The sequence below is a fragment of the Waltera intestinalis genome (assembly GCF_009695995.1).
Taxonomy (GTDB): Bacteria; Bacillota; Clostridia; order Lachnospirales; family Lachnospiraceae; genus Acetatifactor; species Acetatifactor intestinalis.
This window is the reverse complement of the sequence record NZ_VUMU01000001.1, coordinates 112,507-132,807: the sequence shown is the minus strand read 5'-3', so window position 1 is coordinate 132,807 and position 20,301 is coordinate 112,507. Positions and strand designations below refer to the sequence as shown.

The following is a 20,301-nucleotide window of genomic DNA, read 5'->3' as shown; positions in this document are numbered from 1 at the left end:
GGAAAGAGATTTATGTAAAACTTTAAAAGCCGCGGCGGATATTCCTATCCCCGCAGCTTTTACCTCTATATTTCGATATTCCGTAATGATATTCCCCTCTGTGAATGAGTATTTCCTGTATGCCCGGGTTTTCTACCCTATTTCCTGCATTTTTCGCTCCGGATAATGCCCCATAATGAAATGTTGGAAAAAGAGTGCCGGAAGGTGATGGCTCCGAAACCGATACCATATCTCCTCCGGTACATTATCGAACTGGCAGATCTGACCGTCACTTGCGAACTCCATCTCCAACACCTGTCGTTGTGCATCGTACCCTGCGGATCTGATTATCGGATTAGCCAATATGTACCTTCTCATTGTCTTTTGTTCTCGCTTTCTGTTTCTGCTTTTGTCATCCCTGACAGAAATGTCCTTTACTATAATGCGTTCATCTATATCTCTTTCCTGAAAGAGTTCCCCCTTATACTTTCATGTGAAGATTTTGTCCCACCCACTATGACAATCGCAGCTTATTTTATTTTTCCCTTCGTTTTACCCTTATGCAGGTGTTAGCATACTTTCTGAATACGTGTGCTGTATTCCACGCCCTCTGTGCCGGTCTGCGGATAACGTTTTTTGCTATCCGCGGCCAATACAATATTTTGTTTTGATCGAGTGTAGCAATATAAAAGTTTCGTTTATTGATAGTTAGTAGGTAAACTTAAATGCTCCCGTGTCGTTCACAACTTCTTCGTAGCCGTCCACGTCTGCATAATGCGTACAGATAACCCGGTAGGTTCTGTCCTTGATGGCGTCAGCGTATTTTAAACCTGCCGCAAAAATCGGTTCATTATGATTTTCTGCTCCATCGGAAGTTAATACCGTTTTCCATCCATACCACATCTTCTGCTGTACTTTAATGTCCTTTACGCCTATAACTGATGCGGTGCCGGCACAGGAGGTTGTAAATGTCATACACAATCCCTCATCCATTTTAAATGCCATAATGATTTCGCAATCAAACAGCGTTGTTAGTGGCTGCACATCTGAAATACTATATTCCGGACTCATGTTTGTTACAGTTACTTTCATAGTGCTATTCTCATTGAGATTCGCTTCCTCTGCATGTGCTTCCTGTACCGGCACACTAAAAGCAAAAATCAGTGCCAATGCCAAAGCAACTATTTTTCCACTCTTTTGTTTTCTTTCTCTCACTCGTGTTTTTCCTTTCCTTCATAAGATTTTTTGCTACACTTTTAGAGGCTCAAACTGTTCCTCTATATAGTACATGTGATTTATTCTTCAAATCTTACAAAAAAATTTTCTTTTTTTGAAAAAAGTTGAAAAAGTTTAAAAAAGTTTGAAAAAAGTTTTTGAAAAAAGTCCTCAAAAAAGAGATTGAGTTTTGTCACCCAACCTCTTATCACTGTTTTCAATAGTTATCCACTACTGCCTTCTGGTATTCGATTGCTATTTCTTTTAGCTTTTCATTACCAACCATTCCAATAACTGCGTATTTTTCATTTCCATAATAAAAGTATATTACATACCTTTGTTTTCCATTATCTTCATTTTTTTTAAAAACTTCTAAATTGATACCATCATTTTCAAACTCCTCACAGAATTCATACCCCGGATATGTTTCCCTCACTCTTAAAATCTCTTGTTCATATATTTTAATTTCAAAATATATAAGATCATTGCTATCATCAACAAAATATTCATATATTGTATGTGCATCATCTGTTACGACCATTTTTATGCTGTCTAAATGATATCCCTTCAACAAAGTATTTGTTACCGGTATCTGTGCATATTTTACATACTGTTCTGGTATATCCTCTATTTTTTTATAACTTAATACAGCATAGTTATCCGAATTATCTATTGTTTCCGGTGATGTTATCATCGTTGTTCCCTCTTCATTCTTATCCATCCACCAGAAGAATCCGCCATGCTTCTCTGCATTTACGGCCATCTGCCAGGAACCTCCCAGCATGATAACAATCAATACAGCCGTTACCACTACAACAGCCCTGTGCTTCTGAAAATAATGCAGTACCTTATACTCTTTCTTTTTCTCCGGCTCATCTGCCGCTGCCAGAATTCTTTCCTCTTCCTCACGCTCTGCACAATATTTCCAAAAGTTATCCACAACTTCATCCGATGACAATCTGTCCTTCTCCTCTTCCGGTGTCAGACTGTCCAGCAGTTTTAATAAATTCTGAACTTCATCCGCATCAAACTCTTCATCGGAAGCTTCCATTGTATACCAATCTAACCGTTTCTGAATCTCCTGAATCAGACTTTCCTTGTCCTGTTTCTTCATTTCTGCTCTGTTCCCTTCTGTATCTCATCGTCCGGCTTCGACGCCTGACCTTTATCCCTCTCTATTATATGTGTCTCTTTTTTGTCATTTCTTACAGACATTTTTTGTTTTTTGTCGAATACCTTACCATCGTATATGATTTTTGCCACTTCCCCACGGAGCCTGTTGATTCGTACGCTCATATTGTTCTCGGACGTATTTTCCAGCTTTGCCATTTCCGGTATTTTATACCCACGTACAAAATACCGTGAAAAACGTTTCTTTTCTTCTTTGTCCAGATCATTCTCCAATACGATATCTAATTCTACTTTACCATATTGGTCCTTCGCCTCAATATGCTCATGACCTTCTATAGGGATCTCACGTTGTAACTTCCTGGTCTTTCTATTAAATTCCTGGATTTTGTGTCTCGACGTTTCAATCAGAAAACCTGCCTGATTGGGATGTTCCTTCAGCTGATCCCACTTTTTATAAGCAATATAAAGCGTCTCCTGTAATACATCCTGTGCCAGAGACTTGTCCAGTATCCTGTATTTGATGAAGTCATATAAGATTTCCTGATTCTCATGAATCAATCTGTTAAACTCCTGATGGTCTGCTTCCATCTCTTCTGTCTTTTTCCTATGCATTTGTCATCGCTCCATTATGAGGTTTTATCTTCTCAAAATTTTTCATATATAATTTACCATTCGTTCCTATACTAAATATAGATGTTTTTACGATTCGTTTAAAATTTCTATTTTGTATCTATATATTTAGCTTTTCATAAAATTGCTGTCAATTATTTGTCGCGACAAAATCCGCTAATATTTGTGCCGATTAAGTGTTGACAAACAAGGTCGCTTTTGTTAGAATAGACCACGGTGATTGCATAACAATCACGTGATGCTGCTGTGGCTCAGTCGGTAGAGCGTCGCATTGGTAGTGCGGAGGTCACGGGTCCGATTCCCGTCAGCAGCTCTTCTTTAAAAAGTATGATCTTAAAAGTTATAGGCTTTTAAGATCATTTTTTTATTTCTCTATTTAACATCTTCCAATAACTGATGAACAGAAATATCCAGCACTTCCGATATATCCAAAATCACTTCCAGCGAAAAAGGCTGGTCACAATTAGGTGCTTCGATTTTGGTAAGATAACTAATGCTGATACAAACCATATCCGCCAATTGTTCCTGCGTAAGTCCTCTGAGCTTACGGTATTTTTTAATTGTCTGTCCTATGCTCTTATACTCTTTTGAATGTTTCTGATTCATTTTCACATCTCCTGTATCTACCCTTACAATTCTAATAGATAAAGTGAAAACGAAATTTCAGTTATAATGAAAGTTTCAATGCATAAAAATATCGACTCCTTTCTCCGGATCACCGGATGAAAAGAGTCGATATGAATACTGTTTTATATTAATTGCAACGTAATATGAATTTTCCCACCAGATCATTCAATGAGAATGCCTGTGCGGATAATTCTTCACTGGTAGCCGAAGATTCTTCCGCCGATGCCGAATTCGACTGTACTACCTCGGATATCTGATTCACTCCGACTTCTGCCTGTTCCATAGCCTGCGCCTGTGCCTCGGATTCCTCGCTGAGACGTTTCGCATCTGCAGCAATCTCCTTAACTCCTGTAACGATCTGTTCCAATGAGTCGGCTGCCGCTTCCGCTGCCATATTGCCGTTCTCAATCTCCTGCAACGATCCCTCGATCAGGCTTCTGGTATCTACCGCCGACTGTGCGCTCTGCTCGGCCAGTTTACGGATCTGTTCTGCCACTACTGCAAATCCTCTGCCTGCATCTCCGGCTCTGGCTGCCTCAATCGCTGCATTCAGAGACAACAGATTCGTCTGACTCGCAATATCTTCAATGTCAGCAATAATATTCTGTATCTTTTTAGATGTTTCATTGATCCGATCCATTTCTTCCATCAATGCCTTCATCTGTGTATGACCTTCGTCTGCCTGCTTTGCATAGTTCTCAGCCTTTTGTGTAGTCTTCTGAAGCTCACCGGCAGTACGTGTGACCGAATCTGTAATATTGGTGATTGTTGCTGTCAGTTCTTCCACGGAACCCGCCTGATCCGTAGCCCCCTCTGCAAGTGACTGTGCAGACTGTGCCAGATTCTCAGCTCCGGCAGATACCTGCTTGGCAGCCTCCTCTACCTGTTCCAGGGTACTGTTCATCTGTCGGTTCATCTTGCGCATTGCATTTTTCAACGCTCCAAACTGACCAACATATTTTTCCTCAATCTTAGTTCCTATTGCATAATTGCCATCTGCCATCTGGCCCAGCAGTTCTCCTGCATCCGTAATGATCAGATTCAGATTGTCTGCCATTTCTTTCGCCACCCGGATCATGTATGCAATTTCATCCTCTGTATTGCATTCCGGGAATTCACTTACCAGGTCTCCCTGCGCGAACGACTGAAGCCGGTCTGCCAGTGCCACCATCGGTTTCTCAATATCACCCGCCATTTTTTTGCCCAGTATGACAGAACTCCAAAAAGAGGATATTACAATCACAAGGATCACGATCAACATGATAAGTTCCATATGACGCAGATTCTTTTCTGCACGATCCCCTTTTTCAACACACACATTCATCAGATTCACAAATTGTGCGTAGACATTCTCGTACTGTGTTGTCAGGTCTCCGGTATCCAGTTCCTGTGCTTTCAAATAACCATCTGCATCATCTGATATAGCCAGCTGCAAAACCTGCTCATCCAGTTCCCAATAACCATCCAGTGCTCGGAGCACTTCGTCATATGCCGTTCTGCCTTCATCAAACAGGAGCGTTCTGTCAAGCTCCTCCATGTATGTATTGAACGCTTCCTTTTTCTCAGCGTGCAGCTCTGTCTGCTTTTTAATTACCGCTTCCTCATCATAGCCGACTACCGCGCGCAATGCACTTCTGCTTTCAGAGAAAGCCGTCATAGCTTTTCCGATGTCTCCCTGTGTAAAGCCATATCTGTTCAATGCCTTTTCATACTGTGGCGCTGCTATCAATAATGCCACAACACCAATCATTGCCGCAATCGCCCCGATTACAGCTACCTTAACAAATCCCTTCGTCAGGCGTTTTTTAATTCCCTGCTGCTTTTGTTTTTCCATTCAATCCTCCCCTTGTGCTGTAAAAACAAATGATGCCACAAGCCACTTTTATATGCGTATTATAACACTATACAATCATTTCTTCAATTGAATGATGATAGCTAAATCTGCGCTTTGTTAATTTTTACGGAAAGAAATCGAAGAAAACGGATACCCCGGGCAAACCGCCGAAGTATCCGCTATTTTAACTATGCTAAATAATTCCGAACAAAGAGATCGTGATTATGCGCTCAGACTTTTGAAGCTTTTTCTGGCTTATCAAAAATAATCCCCCGACTAGTTAAAGCCAAACAGTTTCTGACAGATCTTGTACCCCTCCACGGAAATCTTACGTCCGCCTTTTCCGGGCAGATTCATTGTTCCGCCCATGATGCCATTGCGCATCCACAGGTACAGTCTCTTATCCTTACTCTTAAGATACTCCCACAATTCTTTCTTCTTATCCAGGTGTTCCTGCATACCGGAGCGGATCAGCAGAACGGATGACACTGTCATAATAATTTCCAGATAGTTACGCATGTACTGATACAGGCGTCTGTTCTTGACCAGCTCTTGTTTTTTTGCCACAAGATAATCGATCATCAGCTTTGTCACGCGGATCTGCTGGTCGATACGGGAGATCATGACCGTCTCGTTCACGGACTGATCCTGTCTTCCTATATAATATCTGTAGAAATTCACATCCAGATAAAACATATTCTTCACATAAGGAAGCGGCTCGAATACATACAGATTATCTACATAGAAGGTATGCTCCGGAAGCTTCAGTCCGCATTCCTGAAGCAGCTTCGTACGGAAGATCACAGAATGCATCAGTATGTAATGTCCCTTGATAAAATGATGGCAGTCCTTCCAGGTGAACATCCTCTCTACCGGCAGAATATGACGGTACTGAATAACTTTCTTGCGACGCTCGCCTTCCTTCTCATAGACATAGTTGCTGATCAGCATGTCCAGTGCCTGACCGCCTCCTGCCAGCTCCCGCAGAGTGTCCAGGATCTTAAAATAGGCATCCTGCTTCACCCAGTCATCACTGTCCACCACCTTAAAATATAATCCGGTAGCATTGGCAATTCCGGTATTCACTGCAGAACCGTGTCCACCGTTCTCCTTGTGGATCGCGCGGACGATCGTAGGAAACTGTGCTTCATATTCATCTGCGATCTCCGCAGTGCGATCCTTAGTAGATCCGTCATCAACGATCAGAATCTCCACATCCTCCCCTCCGACTAACAGGGAGTCAATACATTTTCTCATATACTTTTCAGAATTATAACAGGGAATTGCTATGGAAAGTAATTTCATGATTGCTGTCCTTTCTTCATATTAAAACATAGTTCGAGGTATCCCAAGCTGCATGCTCAGTCCCTTCGCATAAGCTGCAAATGCAGAAGGAATGGGATATCTGTCTTGCGTCTCCCGGGGTTCAATATAGATCCAGTCCGCAGAATCCGGTCCCACCTTCTTCGGTGCGAGTTCATCGACCCGGATGAGGTATCCCTTCATATGCCATTCTCTGTGGGAAAAAATATGCTTTGCATCCTCCAACGGCTGGATCCTGAGTACCTGCAGTCCGTTCTCTGTCAGATATTCCTTCACCTCTTCCGCCGTGCAGAATCCCTTCATTGACGGGAATTCATACATTCCGGCGAGCAGTCCCTTAGCCGGCCGCTTGTGCAGCACCGCAAGCTCCGCATCCCGGATAATGAGGATTGTCTTCTCCTCTATGGTCCGTTCCTTTGCCTTTGCCTTATTCGGGTACTGTTGCTGTGTTCGATCTTCGTATGCCAGACAGATCTGCCGAAGCGGACACTCCTCACAATGAGGGGCACCGTTTGGAATACACACGCAGGCTCCGATCTCCATCATTGCCTGGTTAAAATCCCCCGGCCTGTCCTTCGGTATAACCTCCCACAAGTCCTTCTCCACGGCCTTTTTCACTTTATCCTCTGAGATACATCGATCATCCTTACGGATGCGGGCGATTACACGGAGCACATTTCCATCTACCGCCGGGTTCGGTTTTCCATAAGCTATGGAAGATACTGCTCCCGCCGTATAGCTTCCGATTCCTTTCAGTTTCAGCAATTCTTCATAAGAATCCGGCATTCTGCCGCCGTAGTCCTCCATGATCTGAATTGCTGCTTTCTGCAGATTACGCACCCGGTTGTAATAACCAAGTCCCTCCCAAAGCTTTAATAGAGTCTCCTCCGGTGCTTCCGCTAATGCCGCGATATCCGGCAGGGTATCCATAAATCTCTGAAAATAAGGCTTCACCGCTTCCACCCTGGTCTGCTGTAGCATGATCTCAGAGACCCATACGCGATAGGGTGTGGGCTGTTCTCTCCAGGGAAGAATCCTACGATTATTATCATACCATTTTAAAAGTGGTTTGGGAATCGCCCGAAGGTCACCTTTCCTAAAGATTTCCTTAACATCCGTTAAATTTTCATTGTATTTATCCATAGTGTCTACCGCAGGCGATTGCATTCAAACTTCTCCATGGTGAGCAGGCAGTTTTTCAGTTCTTCAAAACGCTCCTCCGTCTCACCGTCATTTACTTCGATATCACAGGCGATTGCCATGGTCGTGATCATCTCATCGGTGATCCGGTGATGTAAGCCTGCGAGAATATTTAACTTCTGCTCATAGGAATCCGCATCTAAAAATTCCAGTACCAGGGGATCCAGTGCGGGCTCCTCATCTGCAACTTCTATTTGCACAGCCGGTGCCACCGGCTGTGCTGCTACGCCCTGCGCCTCACTCACTGCGTCAGTCTCACGGGTCTGTCTGTCCGCGTCCGCACCCTGCAGCTCAAAACGGAATCTCTGCTGTACCTCAGGGTATTTGACCTTATCCACTTCACTCGTAAACATCGCAAGCGGTCTCGCATAGGTCTTGAAATCTCCGTACATTGCCTGATAGATCACCAGCTGCTCTCCGGTCTCCGAATGCTGTGCTATCGTAACGATCTGGTACAGATTTCCTTTAAAATGCTTATATATCTCATGTGGTTTGGGAATAAATGTCATCTGTCCTTCTCCTTTCCCATCGCCTCTGCCGAGGCATATGGTAACAGTATAACCCCTATTCTGAAAAATGTCATGTCTCCCTTAAAAATCTGTCAGAAGATATTCATAAGAGATGCTGTAGCTGCCGGAAGCATTGCATGCCTGCATAAGCTCTGCGCTGAAAGCTTCACGTTCCTCTTCACTCATGTCATTGATCCTCTTATGGTGGATCGTAAAGGTATAATCACATGCTCCGCTTTCATCCGTCACATAAGTCAGTGTCACACCACTGTTACAGCAGCCATTCTCATTGAGATATTGCTTCACCTTTGTAAGCAGCTGCTGTTCCTTCACCTGATTCTCAATACGCTGTGTTTCATTGCTGCTTTCGCTTTTCACCGTGCTTCCGATGCAGAATACAATGGTCAGGATCAATAATACTGTAATAACATAAAACATAATATTGGAAATGGCTTTTCTTCTCATAATCTATACCTCTCTGTTCTTTTATCCGGGTTTTTACCGGAGCTTTCATCACCCGCTCCATCCGACAGATATAGATTACCTTTTTTCAAGTACTATAAAACCACCTCAATCCTAACGCCACTGCGAAGCGGTTATAATTCAGCTGTTAAAATATTCTGCTCCGGCGGATTCCACCGCTGCTTTTAACCCCAGGGCAGACATTCTGACTGCACCGTTGCCCCAGATGATCATCTGCTCCAGGGCATCTGAGGTAGCTACCGTCACGCGGTATTTCTGCGGTTTTGCTCCCAGCTCATGTGTGGTGCGCTCAATATACTGGTCTGCAGTCTCCGCTTCCTTCGTATAGACCACTTCTATGTTATGATATTTCATCACAGATCCCGGATTTCCCTTCACCTTATAGGCATCATAGACCAAAATCAGCCGACATCCCTGATATCCCTGATAGTTGCACAATATATCCATCAATTTGTCCCTGGCGCTGTCTAAATTGATCTGTGCCAGCTCCCGCAGCTCCGGCCATGCGAAAATAATATTATAACCGTCCACCAGCAGATATTCTTCCGGTTTTTCCTGAGGGCCTGCTTTGGTCTTCGGTGTCCGCATACTGTCTGCCGGACTTTCCGTATAGTTGCTGCGACTGCCGGAGGATGTATGATATCTGCGGAATCTATGCGGATCTTCTGCCCCTTTTCCATAGGTCCTGCGGAAGATCTCTTCGATCTCCTCCTGGGATATGATACGCTCTGTGCCGCCACCCGTCTGACGTACAGCTCCCTGCCGTCTGTTCACTGCCGGCATTCCCTGTAAAGCGACATCCTCCGACTCTGCATTTTCCTCCGAATCCGGTACCCAGCCGCTCTCCACATGGGCGTATTCCGACACCTGATCCCATGGCACCTGGAAACCGGCCCCGTGGGCACAGAATACGGAACCGGTAGGATTGGCGGTATCCGCCTCCGGATCGTAATCCGTCTGTGCCATCACCTCTTCCGGATTATGGCAGGGCTCGTACCCCTGCAGGCTGCAGGACAGTCTTCCGTGTCCTTTGGTATAGGAAGCCACTTCTCTGGCGTAATCCCGCATGGTTGCCACCGGCACACTGCCCATCAGTACACTGTTGTTTCCTTCGGTCACAGGCGGATCGAATCGTCCGTTCATTCTGGTGATATCTGACATTGCCCTGCCGAGATTTTCTGTCGGCACTTCCAGTCGATAGGAAAACCACGGCTCAAGCAGAATACTTTTCCCACTGCGCAGTCCCTGCCGGATGGCGCGATAAGTCGCCTGCCGGAAATCCCCGCCTTCCGTATGCTTAGTATGTGCCTTCCCGGCGATCAACAGTATTCGAAGATCTGTGATCTCCGATCCGGTGAGCACTCCCACATGCCTTTTTTCCTCCAAATGAGTCAGGATCAGTCTCTGCCAGTTCCGATCCAGCATATCCTCACTGCACAGAGAGGCAAATTGCAAGCCGCTGCCCCGTTCACCGGGTTCTAACAACAAGTGCACTTCCGCATAATGTCGCAGGGGTTCAAAATGTCCGATGCCTTCCACCGGTTCCGCCAGCGTCTCCTTATAGACAATGCTTCCCGCATCGAATTCCGCTTCCAGTCCGAAACGCTCCCACAGGATATTTTTCAGGATCTCCATCTGCACCTGCCCCATGACCTGCATATGGATCTCCCGCTTTTCCTCCTGCCATAATACATGTAACTGCGGTTCCTCTTCTTCCAGCTGTCTGAGCTTTCCGAGCGCTGTCACCGGATCCACATCCGGGGGAAAACTCAGCCTGTAGGTCAATACCGGTTCCAACACCGGTGCCAGATTCTCGCTTTCATAGCCCAGTCCCTGTCCTGCAAATGTCTTCGTAAGTCCTGTGACCGCACAGACTTCTCCCGCCGGCACGCTGTCTGCGGTCTCATAGCTTCCTCCATTGTACAGGCGTAGCTGATCTGCCTTTTCCTCCCAGGTCTCTTCCCCGGCACCGCTTTTCTCATTACCGATCATCATTTTGACCCGAAGCGTCCCTCCGGTGACTTTCAGATACGTCAGACGGTTCCCCGACGTATCTCTGCCGATTTTATAGACTCTGGCTCCAAACTCCTGTGAATATTCCGGTTCCGGCAGATAGAAAGACAGCCCGTCCAACAGCTTTTCTATGCCTTTCTGTCTTAATGCGGATCCAAAAAAGCAGGGAAACAGCTTCCGCTGCGCCACAGTGAATGCTATGCTCTCCGGCTGCAAGTCTCCGGTCTCCAGATATTCCTCCATCAGTACTTCACTGCACATGGCGGCATGTTCCAGTTCCTGCTCACGGTCCTCTCCGGATTCATACTGCGCCATGATATTTTCAACGGTTACAATATTGCCATCCAGCTTACTTTGCAGTTCGGCCAGTAGTTTGTCCCGCTCGGTGCCCGGCTGATCCATTTTATTTACGAATAAAAATACCGGAACCTCATATCTTTTCAATAATTTCCACAGTGTGTAGACATCCCCCTGCACGCCGTCACTGCCGTCGATCACAAGGATGGCTGCGTCCAGTACCTGCAGTGTCCTCTCCATTTCAGCGGAAAAATCCACATGCCCAGGGGTATCTAACAGAGTGATATCCACATCTTTCCACCGGATTCTCGCCTGCTTGGAGAAGATGGTAATGCCTCTCTTCCTCTCCATGTCCCCATTGTCCAGAAAAGCATCTCCGTGATCCACTCTTCCTGCCTTGCGGATCGTTCCGCAGGTATATAAAAGGCCTTCCGCCAGTGTTGTCTTGCCGGCATCCACATGTGCCAGAATTCCTATGATTAATTTCTTCATTCCTATCGTTAACCCTTCTATATCCGGTTCCTGCTACTTCTCCAGGATTCTTACTGTTTCCTTAGGTTTCTACCGCTTCTTTATCTTTACCATCTACGATACTATATTTTCGCCGATTTTCCAACTGTTTTATCTTGCGGTTGTCATTGCAAATCCGCTTATAGATAGGCTATAATCATAGCATACTTTCCATCTTTCCATTAACAGGAGGAGCTATGATTAAATTAATTGCAACCGACATCGACGGTACGCTTTTAAAAGACGGTACTCTGATGATCGATCCGGAATATATGCCCGTAATTGAAAAACTGACTTCAAAAGGAATCATCTTCGTCGCCTGCTCCGGCCGGCAATTCATCAGTGAACGAAAGCTTTTCGCTCCCGTTTGCGATAAGCTTCTCTATATCACGGACGGTGGCACGGTAGTCCGTACCCCTTACAAAATTTTAAAAGTCCACACTCTGCCCGAAGATGTCTGGCATGGAATGTGTGAAACGGTTCGCAATGAATTACCGGACTGTGACTGTTTTATTGCCACTCCGGATTATTGTCTGGCAGAAGATGCCGGAAGCCGCATGTTCCGTTGGCTTACGGATTCTTACGGATATGATATCCGTGAAGTACCGGACCTGTTAAAAGCACCTGTGGACAACGTGATCAAATTCACAGTGTATCATCCTTCGGCATGTGAAGAAATGTGTGCCCCGCTTTTCACTCCCACCTGGCAGACCAAGGCTAAAATCGCTTCCTCCGGCAAAGAATGGATAGACTGTAACCCATTAGGTGTGAACAAAGGGACCGCTATTCGGTTTTTACAGGAATATCTTGGCATTGCCCCGGATGAAACCTGCACTTTCGGAGACAATCTGAATGATATAGAAATGCTTGAGAGCGCCGGAACCAGCTATGCCGTATCCAACGCAAGAGAGGAAGTAATCGCTGCCGCAAAGAGAACCTGTGCGCCTTATTGGGAAAACGGCGTGCTGCAGATATTAAAAACTTTTCTGTAAGCTTGACACTGTCACAATAAAGCACTATAGTAAGGAAGTAAATATTATATTCCGCTAGGGGAGCACATCGCTGAGACTGAAGTGTTGCAAGACTATGCCATCATTTCTAACCCTCACTACTTGAACCGGATAATACCGGCGTAAGGAAGCATAGATTTCATGCAGTTATTGTCTACATATACACTGCTGATAACAGTGTATGAGAACCGTACATTATATGAGTGCCGTTCAAGACTGTAATTTTTGCATGGATACGATGTTGTCCCTCCTCGCGCATACGAAGGAGGATTTTTTTATGTTGTACAATGTTGTTGTGAATGACTGGGGCGAGACTACTTATGTCCCCACTGCTCTGGGCAATGTCCTGTTAGTGGTTGTCCTGATCGCTCTGCTGGCCGTGGCTGTTGTATTTGCCCGTAAGCAGAGAAATAAGACCGGGGCTGACGACGTTGATCAGAAAATGGCTCACAGTAAGCTGACCGTAAAGCAGTTGGCATTCTGCGCCATGGCAATCGCTCTTGGAACCGTGCTGTCAAACATCAAGCTGTTCCATTTTCCTACCGGCGGTTCCATTACGCTTCTGTCCATGCTGGTGATCTGCCTGCCCGGTTACTGGTTCGGTCTGGGTGCAGGTATCGCCACCGGAGTAGCTTACGGTGTGTTACAGCTTCTCATTGATCCCTATGTATTGTATCCCATGCAGTTGATCGTTGATTACATTTTGGCTTTCGGTGCTTTGGGATTGTCCGGACTCTTCTCCAATGCGAAATTCGGACTGCTGAAGGGATATATCACCGCTGTGTTGGGTAGATATGTGTTCGCCGTGATCTCCGGGTGGATCTTCTTCGGCGCGTATGCCTGGGAAGGCTGGGATCCCCTGCCCTATTCCCTCGCCTACAATGCGATCTATATCTTCGCTGAAGCGGCAGTAACATTACTGATCCTGTCCGTGAAACCGGTACAGAATCTGTTCTCGAAATTAAAACAGATGGCTTTAAATGATTAGGTAGATTGAAAGTTTACGAAAGCATAGCCGCGCATAGGCAAAATAAGAACCGTGATTGGGAGCTTGCTCACAAATCACGGTTTCTATTTTTGCTGACAATCTTATTTCGTGTTCTTCATGACATCTTTATTCTTCACAAGGTAATCTATCAAAGATACCACGGTGAGGATCAGTGCGATCCACATAATGATATTGGTAAGGATCTGCAGCTGCGGGAAGTTGGCGATCATCAGGCAGATCATGACCATCTGGAAGGTGGTCTTGAACTTGCCCCAGTAACTTGCGGCAATGACTACGCCATTGTCGGAAGCGATCAGACGGAAGCCGCTGATGATAAACTCTCTGGCGATGATGATGATGACCACCCAGGAAGGGATACGGTTCATCTCGATCAGTGCGATCATGGCGGAACATACTAACAGCTTATCCGCCAGGGGATCCATGAACTTACCGAAGTCGGTGATCAGATTATATTTTCTTGCAATCTTACCGTCGATCAGATCGGTGAGGCTGGCAATGATGAAGATAGCCAGTGCGATCATATCCGTCACAAAGGTGTTCTCGCCAAACCATCCAGCCTGACCTCCCAGTAACAGGATAATAAACGGTACGATCAGGATCACACGAAAAATAGTCAGCTTGTTGGGCAGATTCATTTTACTCATGATATATTTCTCCTATCAGATCATATTCATTGGAACCGGTGACCAGAACATTGACAAAATCTCCGGTCATCAGATTCGCTGAAGTATTCACGAACAGATAGCCGTCCACATTAGGGGCATCTCTGTAGGTTCTTGCAACATAAGTCTCTTCGTCCGCAACCTTGCCCTCGATCATTACGGTCAGGATGTGTCCTACCATATCCTCCGCCTTGTCAAAGGCGATTGCCTGCTGTAATTCCATCAGTTCATCTCTCCGGAATTCCTTGACATCCTGCGGTACCTGGTCTTCCATAGTTGCAGCGGGAGTATCTTCCTCCTGAGAATAAGGAAATACACCCAGACGGTCGAATTCCATCTCGTTGACAAAACGATACAGCTCCTCGAAATCCTCCTGGGTCTCTCCGGGAAATCCGCTGATCAGTGTGGTACGTAAGCAGATATCGGGGATTTTCTCCCGAAGTTTCCCAATGATGGCACGAAGCTCTGCCTGGTCAGTACGTCTGCCCATTCGTTTCAACACATTGTCGGAAGCATGCTGGATGGGAATATCCAGATAGTTACATACCTTGGGTTCTGTTGCAATAGCATCGATCAGTTCATCCGTGATCTCCTCCGGATAACAGTATAAAATACGGATCCAGTAGATACCGGGAATCTGCGCCAGCTCATGTAAAAGTCCGGGCAACTCCTTTTTCCCATACAGATCCACACCGTACAGCGTGGTCTCCTGTGCTACCAGGATCAGCTCCCGTACGCCTTTATCCGCAAGTTCTCTGGCTTCTTTTAACAGACTCTCCTTGGGAACGCTGCGGTAATTGCCCCTGACCTTCGGAATAATACAGTAGGTGCAGTGTTTGTCACAGCCTTCTGCAATTTTCAGATACGCAAAATGTCCGCCTGTAGTGACAACACGGTTGGTCTCTGTCACAGGGGCGGCATTAATATCTTCATAATGGTTCTGTTTCTGTCCTGCCAGGATCTCCTCCAGGGCAGCTACGATCTCATCAATAGCAGTGGTTCCGATAATGGCGTCCACCTGCGGGATCTCCTTCTGGATCTCCTCGCGGTAGCGCTGGGCGAGACACCCGGCAGCGATCAGTGCCTTGACCTGTCCGCTGTCCTTCAGTTCTCCCATCTGCAATAATGTATTGATACTTTCTTCCTTGGCATCACCGATAAAGCAACAGGTGTTTACCACTACAACATCTGCCTCTGCTTCATCATCCGTGAAGGTATAACCTTTTTCCTGGAGCATGCCAAGCATCTTCTCGGAATCGACAAGATTCTTGTCACAACCCAGGGATACAAACAATATCTTCATGCGTCTTATGCTTCCTCATCATCACCAAGGATCTTGATCTTACCCTGATTCAGCTCTTCTACTGCGATAGACAGGGGCTTATCCACCTTGGCTGTTACCAGAGGCTCGTCACCTGCGATGATCTGTCTTGCTCTCTTGGCAGTTGCCATAACGATAGAATAACGGCTGTTGACTACGGGTGCTTCGCCGGGCTCTACCTCGCGGTTTACTACTTTCATTAAGTCGGTATAAGAGGGATGTAACATTTTATTTTGCTCCTTTCGCGAAACCTTTCAGTTCCTCTCTGATCTCTGTGATAAATTCTACACGACGGGACGGTACATTTTTCGCTGCTTCCACATACTTCTGTACCGCTGCAGCACACTCATCCAGATCGTCGTTCACTACTATATAATCATAGGCATCCATGCCTTCTGATTCTTCATAAGCCCGTGCCAGTCTCTGTGCGATCACATCGGCTGTCTCGGTTCCTCTGCCCACCAGTCTCTTCTGCAACTCTTCTGCACTGGGAGGGGTAACGAACAGTAACAGGCTCTCCGGGAACTGTTCCTTGATCTTCATGGCTCCCTGAATCTCGATCTCTAAGATCACATCCTTGCCTGCCTGCATCTGCTCTTCCACATATGCTTTCGGCGTTCCGTAATAATTGCCGCAATACTGAGCATACTCGATAAATCCGTTTTTTGCAATATTTTCTTCAAATTGTTCTCTGGTGCGGAAGAAATATTCTCTTCCGTCCTGTTCTCCTTCACGCGGTCCTCTGGTAGTCATGGAGATAGACAATGCATAATTGTCATATTCCGATAACAGTTTTTTCACCAGTGTTCCTTTGCCGGCTCCGGAGAATCCGGAGATCACCATCAATATTCCCTTATTCTGCATCTTCTTCACTGTCCTCTTTTTCATCTTCCGGCCACAGCGCCTGTGCTCTTCCCGCAATCGTCTCGGGTAAAAGTGCAGACAGCACGATCTGACTGTTCTCCATGACCAGGACGGATTTCGTCCTGCGTCCCTGTGTGGCATCGATTGCCAGTCCCGTCTCTTTTGCCTTCTGCACCAGGCGTTTGATAGGTGCGGATTCCGGACTTACTATAGCAATGATCTTATCTGTATTCACAATATTTCCAAATCCCACATGGATCAGTCGGTTCATTGTATCGCCTTTCGTGGCTATTCAATATTCTGTATCTGCTCTCTGACTTTTTCGATCTCAGTCTTTAATTCAATGGCACAGTTGGAGATCTCCAGGTCATTAGACTTAGACAGAATCGTATTGGCTTCGCGGTTCATCTCCTGCGCCAGAAAGTCTAATTTCCTTCCGATGCTGCCACCGGCTGTCAGTGTATTCTTCGTGGTCTCAATGTGGCTGCGCAGTCTCACCAGTTCTTCATCCACACACACCTTATCCGCGAAGATCGTCACTTCCGTGAGAAGTCTTCCTTCGTCCACTGTGGTATCACCCAGCAGTTCCTTCACCCGCTCTTCCAGTCTCTGACGGTACTCCACGATGATCTGGGGAGAACGCTCTGTAATGAAATCTACCAGCTTCAGCATGCCGTCCAGTTTCGCGATCAGATCATCCCTAAGATGTTCCCCTTCGGTGATCCGGGTCTGTACGAACATCTCGCAGGCACCCTTTAAGGCTCTCTGCAGTTCCTTCCACAGCTCTTCCTCGTCGATATCCTGCTCTTCCATCACGAAGACATCCGGATACTTCGACAGGGTGGACACCCTGATATCACAATCCAGATCAAAATCGCTGGCCATCTGCTTCAGGTATCCCAGATACTCCGCTGCCAGTTCCTTGTTGTAACGGACGCTGGACGTGTTCTCGGAAAAATCTTCATAAGTAATGAACAGATCCACTTTACCTCTGGAAATGTAGTTCTTCAGTTCACTGCGGATCGCAGACTCGAAGAAATTCAGCTTCTTCGGCATTTTGATGTTCACATCAAGGTAGCGATGATTCACAGACTTCATCTCTACGGTAAACTTTCTGTTATTCTCGGCAGTCTCACATCTGCCAAATCCCGTCATACTCTTGATCATAGCTTCTCCTGTTGTAAGGGCGCATAAAGCCTTCCACAATTTACGGTTTACATTCTATTATAGAATAAAAAAGTTCCTTCCGTCAAGTGCAGGTGCCCTATTTCCACTCGTCATAATGCTCTAGAAAATGATGTTTCACACCGTCCTCTTTATAGGCGATGATCGTGCGTAGGTTGACATTCTCCACGCTCTTGAAAATGTTCCCTTCGATAAAGGGATTGGTCTGCTTCAGGGAAGCGATCAGGTTCTTGATCTCCATACGTTTGGATGGGCTGCTGCCATCGGTACGGCAGGTGGTACAGGTATCGGTAAAGCGGCATGCACACTGGATAAAATGCAGATCGTTGTAATCTCTCCAGTGCTTGATGTCGTCCTCGCGGATCAGATACATGGGGCGGATCAGCTCCATGCCCTCGAAATTCGTGCTGTGCAGCTTCGGCATCATGGTCTGCACCTGCCCGCCGTACAGCATCCCCATGAGGATCGTCTCGATAACATCATCGTAATGGTGTCCCAGGGCGATCTTATTGCACCCCAGCTCCTTTGCATGGCTATACAGATAGCCTCTGCGCATTCGGGCGCACAGATAGCAGGGGGAATCCTCGATATCATACACCGCATCAAATATCTGGGATTCAAAGATCGTGATGGGAATATCCATCAGCTTCGCATTGTTCTCGATGATCTTGCGGTTCGCCTCACTGTAACCGGGATCCATCACCAAAAATACCAGTTCAAAGGGGAACTTGTTGTGACGCTTCAGCTCCTGGAACAGCTTTGCCATCAGCATGGAATCCTTACCACCGGAGATACATACGGCGATCTTGTCGTTCTCCCGGATCATGTCATACTCATTGATAGCTTTGGCAAATCGGGAAAACAGGACTTTATGGAATTTTTTGCGGATGCTTTTTTCAATCTCCCGTGCCCGCTCGTTTTCTTTTTCTCCGGCCTGTTCCTTCTGCATCAGGTTCAGAAGCCACCCGGTATAGCCGCCCTGTAAGCTGTAGACGTCCATTCCCTGTTCCCGGAAATATTCTGCGGACGCTTTACTGTTCTGCCCGCGGCTGCAATACAGGATCACTTTTTTATCCCCTGCTGCCGCAGCCAGCTTGTCCACCAGTTCACATTCGGGGATTGCAATGGCTCCGGGAATCATTCCATAGTTTACTGCTTCATCCCCTCTGGTATCCACCAGAATGTATCGGTCAAGGTCCCGGGACTGTAGTTCTTCCCATGTGATCTCAATGGGCTGTATTGTCTCTTTTTCTTCCATTTTTATATTCCTTTACTCTGCCCGAACAGGCAGTCTATTGTTTTTCCTCTCTCACTCTGCTACACTGTTATTAAAAATATGGTAACTGAATCGTTACATTACATTCATAGAAAGGTACACAAATGATTCCTTATACTACTTTAGATTCCATTATAGCTCAAATGCCCGAGCGCACCGGGCACACTCTGTTAGATGAAGATCAGGGGTGTGTAAAAGGTTGTCGTATGGGCGTATCCCTCTATCGCAGCACAGAATATCACATGCCGCAAAAGCATGACGATCAGGAAGGCTTCTTCGTGTTGGACGGAAAAGGATATGCTCTCGTCGGTGGCGAAGAAATCCCTCTGCTGCCCGGTACCGCCTTTATGGTACCTGCTCACACGGATCATGTGATCAGACGGGATCCCTCCTGTGACTGCTGTAAGGTTCTGTGGTTCCATGCCGCAGTAGAATGATCCTCAGTCTCCACATACCTCCAGAAGCTGCGGTAGCTGTGCCTGAAGCTCTGTCAGGCTGTCACACTTTTTGTCTACCAGCGCAAGAATCTCTTCTGTGGGCGGCAGCTGATCCGGCACCATCACCGTATATAAGCCTGCCGCATAGGCGGATCGGATACCGTTGAAGGAATCCTCCACCGCCAGTGCCTGTCCGGGTGCAACCCCAAGCTCCTCGCAAGCCTTCAGATAAATATCCGGTGCAGGCTTGCCATGCTCCACCATGTCGCCGCAGATAATTTTCTGAAAATAAGATGTGATACCTGCTCTGTCCAGATGCTCCATCACTGCCGCTTTTCGCGTGGAAGAAGCCAGTGCTACGGGAATACCCTGCTTTTTTAAATATTCCAGGATCTCATGTACGCCGGGCTTTTCCGGAAGGCCATCCCGTTCTTCCTTTTCCTTAAATCTACGACTGCAGTCCTCATGCAATTCTTCAAAGGAGATGTCAATGCCCTGCTCTGCCTTTGCTGCCTCGAATACTTCCTTCGTGCCCTGTAAGGTTCTGCCGATGCAGGCTTTGGATATCTCATCCACATTTTTAAGTCCCGTAGGCTCTGCCGCTTCTCTCCAGCACTCCATGTAGATTCTCTCAGTGTCAAATAACACACCGTCCATGTCAAATACTACTGCTGTTATTGTTTTTTTCATAATTCTCCCTATATCCGATTATTTGTTTTATTGTACCACGTTCCCTACCTGCTGCCAACAAAAAAGCGGAAACCCTGTAAAATCAAGGCTTCCGCT

General features: G+C 46.3%; 22 protein-coding genes, 1 tRNA gene and 1 riboswitch. Of the genes, 4 read left to right on the top strand and 19 right to left on the bottom strand.

The window, feature by feature from the left end; translation table 11 throughout:
* Positions 1-132: 132 nt before the first annotated feature.
* The 4 genes from FYJ59_RS00625 to FYJ59_RS00610 form a co-directional block, all read right to left on the bottom strand.
* Positions 133-342 (bottom strand): KTSC domain-containing protein, encoded by a 210-nt coding sequence (locus tag FYJ59_RS00625; RefSeq protein ID WP_205839415.1) that lies wholly within the window; start codon positions 340-342, stop codon positions 133-135.
* 345 nt (positions 343-687) lie between these two features.
* The gene (locus FYJ59_RS00620; RefSeq protein WP_154494846.1) at positions 688-1,194 is read right to left on the bottom strand and encodes a hypothetical protein; all 507 of its coding nucleotides are present in this window, start codon (positions 1,192-1,194) and stop codon (positions 688-690) included.
* Between the two features lie 217 nt (positions 1,195-1,411).
* Positions 1,412-2,308 carry a hypothetical protein gene (locus FYJ59_RS13870; protein ID WP_205839414.1) on the bottom strand — a complete coding sequence of 299 codons (897 nt, stop codon included), beginning with the start codon at positions 2,306-2,308 and terminating at the stop codon, positions 1,412-1,414.
* Positions 2,305-2,937, bottom strand: a complete 633-nt coding sequence (locus tag FYJ59_RS00610) for an RNA polymerase sigma factor (RefSeq protein ID WP_154494845.1) — start codon at positions 2,935-2,937, stop codon at positions 2,305-2,307. Before FYJ59_RS00610 ends, FYJ59_RS13870 begins: the two co-directional genes overlap by 4 nt.
* A 258-nt stretch (positions 2,938-3,195) precedes the next feature.
* Between FYJ59_RS00610 and FYJ59_RS00605 the strand changes: the two genes are divergently transcribed.
* Positions 3,196-3,268 (top strand) — tRNA-Thr (locus FYJ59_RS00605).
* Positions 3,269-3,327: 59 nt separating this feature from the next.
* Here FYJ59_RS00605 and FYJ59_RS00600 read toward each other — a convergent pair.
* The 7 genes from FYJ59_RS00600 to FYJ59_RS00570 all read right to left on the bottom strand — a co-directional run bounded on the left by FYJ59_RS00600 (position 3,328) and on the right by FYJ59_RS00570 (position 11,733).
* Positions 3,328-3,561 (bottom strand): helix-turn-helix domain-containing protein, encoded by a 234-nt coding sequence (locus FYJ59_RS00600; protein ID WP_022154692.1) that lies wholly within the window; start codon positions 3,559-3,561, stop codon positions 3,328-3,330.
* Positions 3,562-3,709: 148 nt separating this feature from the next.
* A complete protein-coding gene (locus tag FYJ59_RS00595) occupies positions 3,710-5,416 on the bottom strand; it encodes a methyl-accepting chemotaxis protein (protein ID WP_154494844.1) in 1,707 nt (568 codons plus the stop codon).
* Positions 5,417-5,692: 276 nt separating this feature from the next.
* Positions 5,693-6,721, bottom strand: a complete 1,029-nt coding sequence (locus FYJ59_RS00590) for a glycosyltransferase family 2 protein (protein ID WP_154494843.1) — start codon at positions 6,719-6,721, stop codon at positions 5,693-5,695.
* A gap of 21 nt (positions 6,722-6,742) precedes the next feature.
* On the bottom strand, positions 6,743-7,882 hold the full coding sequence (mutY, locus tag FYJ59_RS00585; protein WP_154494842.1) for an A/G-specific adenine glycosylase: 1,140 nt from the start codon (positions 7,880-7,882) through the stop codon (positions 6,743-6,745).
* A 5-nt stretch (positions 7,883-7,887) separates the two neighbouring features.
* A complete protein-coding gene (locus FYJ59_RS00580; protein WP_154494841.1) occupies positions 7,888-8,448 on the bottom strand; it encodes a DUF1653 domain-containing protein in 561 nt (186 codons plus the stop codon).
* Positions 8,449-8,529: 81 nt separating this feature from the next.
* Complete coding sequence (locus FYJ59_RS00575; protein ID WP_154494840.1) at positions 8,530-8,913, bottom strand: hypothetical protein; 384 nt, start codon at positions 8,911-8,913, stop codon at positions 8,530-8,532.
* A gap of 138 nt (positions 8,914-9,051) precedes the next feature.
* Positions 9,052-11,733 (bottom strand): translation factor GTPase family protein, encoded by a 2,682-nt coding sequence (locus FYJ59_RS00570; RefSeq protein WP_154494839.1) that lies wholly within the window; start codon positions 11,731-11,733, stop codon positions 9,052-9,054.
* A gap of 215 nt (positions 11,734-11,948) precedes the next feature.
* Here FYJ59_RS00570 and FYJ59_RS00565 point away from each other — a divergent pair, with 215 nt between their 5' ends.
* Positions 11,949-12,743 (top strand): Cof-type HAD-IIB family hydrolase, encoded by a 795-nt coding sequence (locus tag FYJ59_RS00565; RefSeq protein WP_154494838.1) that lies wholly within the window; start codon positions 11,949-11,951, stop codon positions 12,741-12,743.
* A gap of 46 nt (positions 12,744-12,789) precedes the next feature.
* A riboswitch (TPP riboswitch) is annotated at positions 12,790-12,907 on the top strand.
* Between the two features lie 131 nt (positions 12,908-13,038).
* Positions 13,039-13,749, top strand: coding sequence for an energy-coupled thiamine transporter ThiT (locus FYJ59_RS00560; RefSeq protein ID WP_022153329.1), 711 nt, complete (start codon positions 13,039-13,041; stop codon positions 13,747-13,749).
* Positions 13,750-13,850: 101 nt separating this feature from the next.
* Here the strand turns inward: FYJ59_RS00560 and pgsA are convergent, their stop codons facing one another.
* From pgsA to FYJ59_RS00525, 7 genes are all read right to left on the bottom strand, one after another.
* The gene (pgsA, locus tag FYJ59_RS00555; protein ID WP_118545650.1) at positions 13,851-14,405 is read right to left on the bottom strand and encodes a CDP-diacylglycerol--glycerol-3-phosphate 3-phosphatidyltransferase; all 555 of its coding nucleotides are present in this window, start codon (positions 14,403-14,405) and stop codon (positions 13,851-13,853) included.
* A 1-nt stretch (position 14,406) separates the two neighbouring features.
* Positions 14,407-15,735, bottom strand: a complete 1,329-nt coding sequence (gene rimO / locus FYJ59_RS00550; RefSeq protein ID WP_154494837.1) for a 30S ribosomal protein S12 methylthiotransferase RimO — start codon at positions 15,733-15,735, stop codon at positions 14,407-14,409.
* Between the two features lie 5 nt (positions 15,736-15,740).
* Positions 15,741-15,980, bottom strand: coding sequence for a DNA-directed RNA polymerase subunit omega (gene rpoZ, locus FYJ59_RS00545; protein WP_154494836.1), 240 nt, complete (start codon positions 15,978-15,980; stop codon positions 15,741-15,743).
* Between the two features lies 1 nt (position 15,981).
* Complete coding sequence (gene gmk, locus FYJ59_RS00540; RefSeq protein ID WP_118550608.1) at positions 15,982-16,617, bottom strand: guanylate kinase; 636 nt, start codon at positions 16,615-16,617, stop codon at positions 15,982-15,984.
* The gene (locus FYJ59_RS00535) at positions 16,607-16,888 is read right to left on the bottom strand and encodes a DUF370 domain-containing protein (protein ID WP_118550609.1); all 282 of its coding nucleotides are present in this window, start codon (positions 16,886-16,888) and stop codon (positions 16,607-16,609) included. Before FYJ59_RS00535 ends, gmk begins: the two co-directional genes overlap by 11 nt.
* 17 nt (positions 16,889-16,905) lie before the next feature.
* Positions 16,906-17,784, bottom strand: coding sequence for a YicC/YloC family endoribonuclease (locus FYJ59_RS00530; RefSeq protein WP_154494835.1), 879 nt, complete (start codon positions 17,782-17,784; stop codon positions 16,906-16,908).
* 97 nt (positions 17,785-17,881) lie between these two features.
* A complete protein-coding gene (locus FYJ59_RS00525; RefSeq protein WP_154494834.1) occupies positions 17,882-19,060 on the bottom strand; it encodes an ATP-binding protein in 1,179 nt (392 codons plus the stop codon).
* A 122-nt stretch (positions 19,061-19,182) separates the two neighbouring features.
* Here FYJ59_RS00525 and FYJ59_RS00520 point away from each other — a divergent pair, with 122 nt between their 5' ends.
* Positions 19,183-19,515 carry a cupin domain-containing protein gene (locus FYJ59_RS00520; RefSeq protein ID WP_154494833.1) on the top strand — a complete coding sequence of 111 codons (333 nt, stop codon included), beginning with the start codon at positions 19,183-19,185 and terminating at the stop codon, positions 19,513-19,515.
* A gap of 3 nt (positions 19,516-19,518) precedes the next feature.
* Here the strand turns inward: FYJ59_RS00520 and FYJ59_RS00515 are convergent, their stop codons facing one another.
* Positions 19,519-20,205 (bottom strand): HAD family hydrolase, encoded by a 687-nt coding sequence (locus FYJ59_RS00515; protein ID WP_154494832.1) that lies wholly within the window; start codon positions 20,203-20,205, stop codon positions 19,519-19,521.
* Between the last annotated feature and the right edge of the window lie 96 nt (positions 20,206-20,301).

What these genes read in the sequence shown, in the direction of transcription:
- FYJ59_RS13870 (WP_205839414.1), bottom strand. Translation starts at nt 2,308, where the DNA reads ATGAAGAAACAGGACAAGGAAAGTCTGATTCAGGAGATTCAGAAACGG.
- FYJ59_RS00610 (WP_154494845.1), bottom strand. Translation starts at nt 2,937, where the DNA reads ATGCATAGGAAAAAGACAGAAGAGATGGAAGCAGACCATCAGGAGTTT.
- FYJ59_RS00600 (WP_022154692.1), bottom strand. Translation starts at nt 3,561, where the DNA reads ATGAATCAGAAACATTCAAAAGAGTATAAGAGCATAGGACAGACAATT.
- FYJ59_RS00595 (WP_154494844.1), bottom strand. Translation starts at nt 5,416, where the DNA reads ATGGAAAAACAAAAGCAGCAGGGAATTAAAAAACGCCTGACGAAGGGA.
- FYJ59_RS00590 (WP_154494843.1), bottom strand. Translation starts at nt 6,721, where the DNA reads ATGAAATTACTTTCCATAGCAATTCCCTGTTATAATTCTGAAAAGTAT.
- mutY (WP_154494842.1), bottom strand. Translation starts at nt 7,882, where the DNA reads ATGGATAAATACAATGAAAATTTAACGGATGTTAAGGAAATCTTTAGG.
- FYJ59_RS00580 (WP_154494841.1), bottom strand. Translation starts at nt 8,448, where the DNA reads ATGACATTTATTCCCAAACCACATGAGATATATAAGCATTTTAAAGGA.
- FYJ59_RS00575 (WP_154494840.1), bottom strand. Translation starts at nt 8,913, where the DNA reads ATGAGAAGAAAAGCCATTTCCAATATTATGTTTTATGTTATTACAGTA.
- FYJ59_RS00570 (WP_154494839.1), bottom strand. Translation starts at nt 11,733, where the DNA reads ATGAAGAAATTAATCATAGGAATTCTGGCACATGTGGATGCCGGCAAG.
- FYJ59_RS00565 (WP_154494838.1), top strand. Translation starts at nt 11,949, where the DNA reads ATGATTAAATTAATTGCAACCGACATCGACGGTACGCTTTTAAAAGAC.
- FYJ59_RS00560 (WP_022153329.1), top strand. Translation starts at nt 13,039, where the DNA reads ATGTTGTACAATGTTGTTGTGAATGACTGGGGCGAGACTACTTATGTC.
- pgsA (WP_118545650.1), bottom strand. Translation starts at nt 14,405, where the DNA reads ATGAATCTGCCCAACAAGCTGACTATTTTTCGTGTGATCCTGATCGTA.
- rimO (WP_154494837.1), bottom strand. Translation starts at nt 15,735, where the DNA reads ATGAAGATATTGTTTGTATCCCTGGGTTGTGACAAGAATCTTGTCGAT.
- rpoZ (WP_154494836.1), bottom strand. Translation starts at nt 15,980, where the DNA reads ATGTTACATCCCTCTTATACCGACTTAATGAAAGTAGTAAACCGCGAG.
- gmk (WP_118550608.1), bottom strand. Translation starts at nt 16,617, where the DNA reads ATGCAGAATAAGGGAATATTGATGGTGATCTCCGGATTCTCCGGAGCC.
- FYJ59_RS00535 (WP_118550609.1), bottom strand. Translation starts at nt 16,888, where the DNA reads ATGAACCGACTGATCCATGTGGGATTTGGAAATATTGTGAATACAGAT.
- FYJ59_RS00530 (WP_154494835.1), bottom strand. Translation starts at nt 17,784, where the DNA reads ATGATCAAGAGTATGACGGGATTTGGCAGATGTGAGACTGCCGAGAAT.
- FYJ59_RS00525 (WP_154494834.1), bottom strand. Translation starts at nt 19,060, where the DNA reads ATGGAAGAAAAAGAGACAATACAGCCCATTGAGATCACATGGGAAGAA.
- FYJ59_RS00520 (WP_154494833.1), top strand. Translation starts at nt 19,183, where the DNA reads ATGATTCCTTATACTACTTTAGATTCCATTATAGCTCAAATGCCCGAG.
- FYJ59_RS00515 (WP_154494832.1), bottom strand. Translation starts at nt 20,205, where the DNA reads ATGAAAAAAACAATAACAGCAGTAGTATTTGACATGGACGGTGTGTTA.